Here is a 4,488-nt window from a genome sequence, read left to right as displayed (position 1 = left end):
GCACTTATTGCAGGAGCTCAAGCGGCTGAACCTTCGTCGCCGCGTAGGCGGGCAATGCACCCGCCACGATGCCCACACCCAAGCCGAGGAAAGGAATCCCTAGGATAAGGGGCGGCAGAGATAGCGCCCATCCGTTGAGAAGGCACACAACCCAGGAACCGAGAATACCGAGGATGAAGCCTCCAAGAGCGCCCAGGGCCCCGAGGAGAGCCGCCTCTGCAAGGAAGCTGACCGCCACATCTCGCCGTCCCAACCCTAATGCACGGTTAATGCCGATTTCCCGGCGGCGTTCCCAGACCGAAATCTGCATGGTCATCACAATGCCGAAGCTTGTCGAGACGATAAGAACCACCAGAATAATGGTCGTAAGAGCTCGGCTATCCTTCGTCAAGGAAGCACGAAGAGTCACCGGTGAAGGCGGAATCTCAATGTTTGTATCAACGGGGGCGCGCTGCGGATCGAGTACCTGCTTGAGCTGTTCCGCGACCGTATCTGCACTTCCTGGATTCACGATAACGTCCATACCGCGTTGCAGGGTGTGGGCTTGCGGCAAGAAAGTGGAGGTGGTCGGCAGGATAAGAGCGCTACTGAGAGCAGCGTTTTTGCCGCCGTCACGGATAATGCCGAGCACGTAAGCTCGCATTCCGTTGACCTCAATCATGTTCCGCCCGGGCTCAGTACTGACCCCTAGCTCTTTCGCGAGGGCAACACCCAGATAGACGGTAGGCTCACCGGGGCGTTCGCGGGCAGGCTCCGAAAAGTGCCCTTCGACAATGTGCGCGCCTCGTGCTTTCAAACCTGCTTCTGAAACAATTGCGAGGGGTGTCTGTTGGCCCTCATACCCCGGCCTGTTCACTTGTGGACGCGTCGTCTGCGTATCTACGGTGACTGTACCGGCAGCTTTGACCTCTGGAACTTGGTTAACGCGCCAGAGCAGTTCATCCTCCGGTATATCCCAGGTCTGCGGCTGGAGGCGCACACCGAGCCGGGTGGAATCGTAACTGGCCAGCTGCGAGCTCGTGTTGAGCGCTGACGACTCGCTGACGCCCACCAGCATAATGATGGTGGTTGTTCCCGCGAGCATCGCCAATACCGTGAGCAGGTTGCGGCGCCAACGGTGAACAACTGCAAGGAGAGCGTAGTGAAGGTTGTTCCTTAGCATCTATCCTCCCCTGACAACGGGTTCTTTGAGCGTTTGGTGGGCCGGTTCTTCGGGGCTAGCGAGTTCGGGGCTAACGAGCATCCCATCGACCATGTGCAACTGCCGGTCGCAGCGAGCCGCGATATCGGGTTCATGGGTGATGATGACCAGGCTTTGCTTCTCCGCACGGCCGGCGAGGAGCAGATCCAACACCTTGTGAGAGTTTTCAGTATCGAGGTTTCCTGTAGGCTCATCGCACAGCAGGATGCGCGGGGCGCAGGCTAACGCACGCGCAACCGCGACTCGTTGCTGTTCACCACCGGACATGTTGCGTGGAAGAACCTCCAGGCGGTGCCCCAAACCCACCTGTTCGAGTGCCTGCAACGCACGCTGATGTGCCTGACGGCCCGGTACGCCGCGCATCCGGAGGGTGTGGGCAATGTTCTCGGTGGCGTTCAGGTGAGCAATGAGGTGGTACGCCTGAAAGACAAAAGCGATGTGCTCACGGCGTGCCACAGTTCGCTCGGCGTCGCTGGCGGTGCCCATATTTTGGCCCAATATTTTCAGCTCACCTTCGGAGGGCTGATCGAGTAGCCCGATGATAGAGAGGAGCGTAGATTTTCCGCTTCCGGAGGCGCCGGTAATGGCCACTGATTCGCCTTCATGAATGCTGAGGGTTGCGTTTTTTAGCGCCCAGGTGGAGGGCGGGAAGAAACGCGCAATATTGTGGCACTCGATATTAGGTTTTGTGGCGGTAGCGCTCGCGGGGAGGGCACGTTCTGTCTCGTGATGAGGCATTTTAGCGCTCCTTCAGCTTCACGACGGTACCTGCCTTGAGTTCTGCAGCGGGGTTGACGAGCTCGCAGATTCCGGCGGAGCACACACCGAGGGTGACGGGAACGCTCTGACCGTTGTCCAGGGTGATGGAGTGCGTTCCGTTTTCTTCGGTTTTGACGGCGGCTTCAAGCACTGCGAGGGCGTTTTCAGCGCCTCGGTTGAGAGTGACGGTTGCTTGAAAACGTGTTGATGCCGTCGTGTTTTCCGGCAAGTCGATTGTGATGGGGTAGCGTTTCCGTGCGTTAGCTCCCTGTGCGGAGGTATCGCTGTTAGGTCGCGCACTGTTCTGCGCACCGTTGGAAGCACCTGCGTTAGCGCCGCCGTCAGCGTTAGTTGAGCCTTCGGGTGTGAGGGCCGCGCCCAGGGTGCCTTCGAGCGGGCTTCCGTTATCGGTAAGAATCTGGACTTTCTGTCCTTCAGCGAGTTCATTGCTGAGAGCGCTACCGTCCGCGGAGAGTACCAGACGGTATCCACCCGCGGATAGGGTGCACAGCGCCGGAGTTGAGGTTTGGCCTTTGGTACCGCAGCTGTTGTCTACGGTGTATTCATTGCCGTCAGCGAAGAGGTATTCAGAGAGCGGCAGGGCAGTGTTGTAGCGTCCTTCTTCGGTTCGGTCAGTATCCCCGGGAGGGTAGTAGCCACGATCCAGGTAGAAACGGTAGACAGCGTTGGCGGTTGCTTCGCCGTAGTTTCCTTCCTCATCCCAGATACTGTAGCCGAGCGATTCTAGAGCTTCTTGGAGCTGTTTAACATCATCGCCGCGAGCGCCTACGGCAAGGTCGCGGTAGGCGGGAATACTACCTTTGAACGCAATGATGGGACGCTCATTGATAGTGGTGATAATTGAGCCGTTACTCAGCTGGGTACCCGCCTTGGCGCCGTCCCTGGTCACCACTCCTTGAGGGGTTCCTACGGTGTAGCTTCGGGCGGGTGACACGCTGACTTCTCCCGAGTAGGTGCGGGTAACAGTCTGCGTGCTGATTCGGGTTGTTAGTTGCGCGGCGCGGGACGGCTGCGCATTGGATTCAACATTGGTGCGTAGCCCCGTATTAAGTGCGTAGATGGAGAACCCGCCGGTGATGACGAGCAGAATGACGAGCACCGGAACCAGGTAGGCGCGTATGGTTGCCGTCGTGGCGGCGCGGCGGGGGTTTTCTGAACTCTGCTGCGTGTTCATGGGTTCACCTTTCTGCGGTGAAATATGGGGCGGGACTAGGGGTAATTGCTGAGGGTAACAACGTGGCGGGGGTTGAATAAAGGGGTGTATCCTCTGCTCTCATCCGCGGGTGAACGCGGTTGAGAGCAGAGGACCGGTAGAAAATTTTCGCTAGAAAATGTCCAACGAGGAATCAGCGTTTACTGGTTGCCGTTGGCTAGTTGCCGTTGACTAGAGCTGCGGCACGCTCCTGTGCCTGACGTTCAATATCGCGTACTTCAAGGATGAGCGGCTCATGCTCATTGAGCCAGGTCGCAGCCTTTTCGTAGTAGATATTCTGTGCCTTAGTCAGGATTCCAGTGGACTTTTGGCAGTTGTAGTCAGCATGAGCTAGGGATTGCTCTTCCGCATTGGCGGCGGCATTGGCTGCCTTATACTTACCCCAGGTTTTCTCTGCGTAGCTGGGAGCATCTCCGAAGTGCTGGATATCGGTGTATCCGCTTTCTTTCATGCATGCACCGTAGGTGGTGTCATTACGGTAGTATTTCCCCATTTCTTCTACTGCGTTATTTTTGGATCCACCCACGATGAGCTCGTTAATGAAGTTGATGTATTTGAGGTAGTTTTCTGCTGAGCCAAAGACAGCCTCTGCCGCACGTCCCAGGCATGAATCTGTTGCCATGCCGGTCTGGGAACCGTTACTCATCGTGATGGTAACGGTTTTGCTGTCTGCGGCTTGGGGGTCGCCTTGAAATGCTTTCCGATATGCCGGGTTTTCCATCGCGGGTGCATTGCTGGAGCTAGCGTTGCCCTGCCGGGTGGATAAGTACCCTTGGGTGGCCGCTTCTTCGTTGGCGAAGTGGGCGTCACTCATCGCAAGTTCATGAACGGAGCTGCCGTCAATAATGTTCTGGCTACCGGAGTAGGTGAAGGACTTCTCACTCATGCACTTTTTGACCTCGTTGACGAGGGCCACGTTAATATCCGGGGAGGGATTCTCGTAGCTTGCCAGGACATTACGAATGTCTTGCTTAACCTCAACGGTGGTGGAGCAACTCGATACGCCCAGGCAACAGGCAATACCGATAAGGGCGAGGGGTGTGAAGGGCTTCTTTGCCATGGACTTCACCTTTCTCAAGCATCATTGATGGGCGAGAACCGGCAGTGATACGGACGTATCGTGAGGGCTACCTACAGACCTGCTATATGGCGTGAACCTGCGTTTTGTGGGGTAGAACCTTGGCGAGCCGATTACTAAGTATGATAGAGGACAGACCCCCCCTGTACAATAGACGCACAAGATATATTTATGACGTATGGCACCTATAAGAATGCATGTAAAAGGGCTTATAAG

4 protein-coding genes are annotated in these 4,488 nt (G+C 56.6%); all 4 read right to left on the bottom strand.

Features of this window, described 5'->3' with window-relative positions; translation table 11 throughout:
* Positions 1-4: 4 nt before the first annotated feature.
* The gene (locus AB8E48_RS08865) at positions 5-1,162 is read right to left on the bottom strand and encodes an ABC transporter permease (protein WP_294644959.1); all 1,158 of its coding nucleotides are present in this window, start codon (positions 1,160-1,162) and stop codon (positions 5-7) included.
* Complete coding sequence (locus tag AB8E48_RS08860; RefSeq protein ID WP_314422576.1) at positions 1,163-1,939, bottom strand: ABC transporter ATP-binding protein; 777 nt, start codon at positions 1,937-1,939, stop codon at positions 1,163-1,165.
* Position 1,940: 1 nt separating this feature from the next.
* The gene (locus AB8E48_RS08855) at positions 1,941-3,155 is read right to left on the bottom strand and encodes a peptidoglycan-binding domain-containing protein (RefSeq protein WP_303950929.1); all 1,215 of its coding nucleotides are present in this window, start codon (positions 3,153-3,155) and stop codon (positions 1,941-1,943) included.
* Positions 3,156-3,351: 196 nt separating this feature from the next.
* Positions 3,352-4,254, bottom strand: a complete 903-nt coding sequence (locus AB8E48_RS08850) for a hypothetical protein (RefSeq protein WP_005504617.1) — start codon at positions 4,252-4,254, stop codon at positions 3,352-3,354.
* Positions 4,255-4,488 lie beyond the last annotated feature (234 nt).

Source organism: Rothia mucilaginosa (genome assembly GCF_964211445.1).
GTDB classification, from domain to species: domain Bacteria; phylum Actinomycetota; class Actinomycetes; order Actinomycetales; family Micrococcaceae; genus Rothia; species Rothia mucilaginosa_E.
The sequence above is the reverse complement of the archived record's forward strand: the minus strand, read 5'-3'. Positions and strand labels throughout refer to the sequence as shown.

Excerpts from the sequence above, each read along its gene's own strand:
- AB8E48_RS08865 (WP_294644959.1), bottom strand. The coding sequence starts at position 1,162 with ATGCTAAGGAACAACCTTCACTACGCTCTCCTTGCAGTTGTTCACCGT.
- AB8E48_RS08860 (WP_314422576.1), bottom strand. The coding sequence starts at position 1,939 with ATGCCTCATCACGAGACAGAACGTGCCCTCCCCGCGAGCGCTACCGCC.
- AB8E48_RS08855 (WP_303950929.1), bottom strand. The coding sequence starts at position 3,155 with ATGAACACGCAGCAGAGTTCAGAAAACCCCCGCCGCGCCGCCACGACG.
- AB8E48_RS08850 (WP_005504617.1), bottom strand. The coding sequence starts at position 4,254 with ATGGCAAAGAAGCCCTTCACACCCCTCGCCCTTATCGGTATTGCCTGT.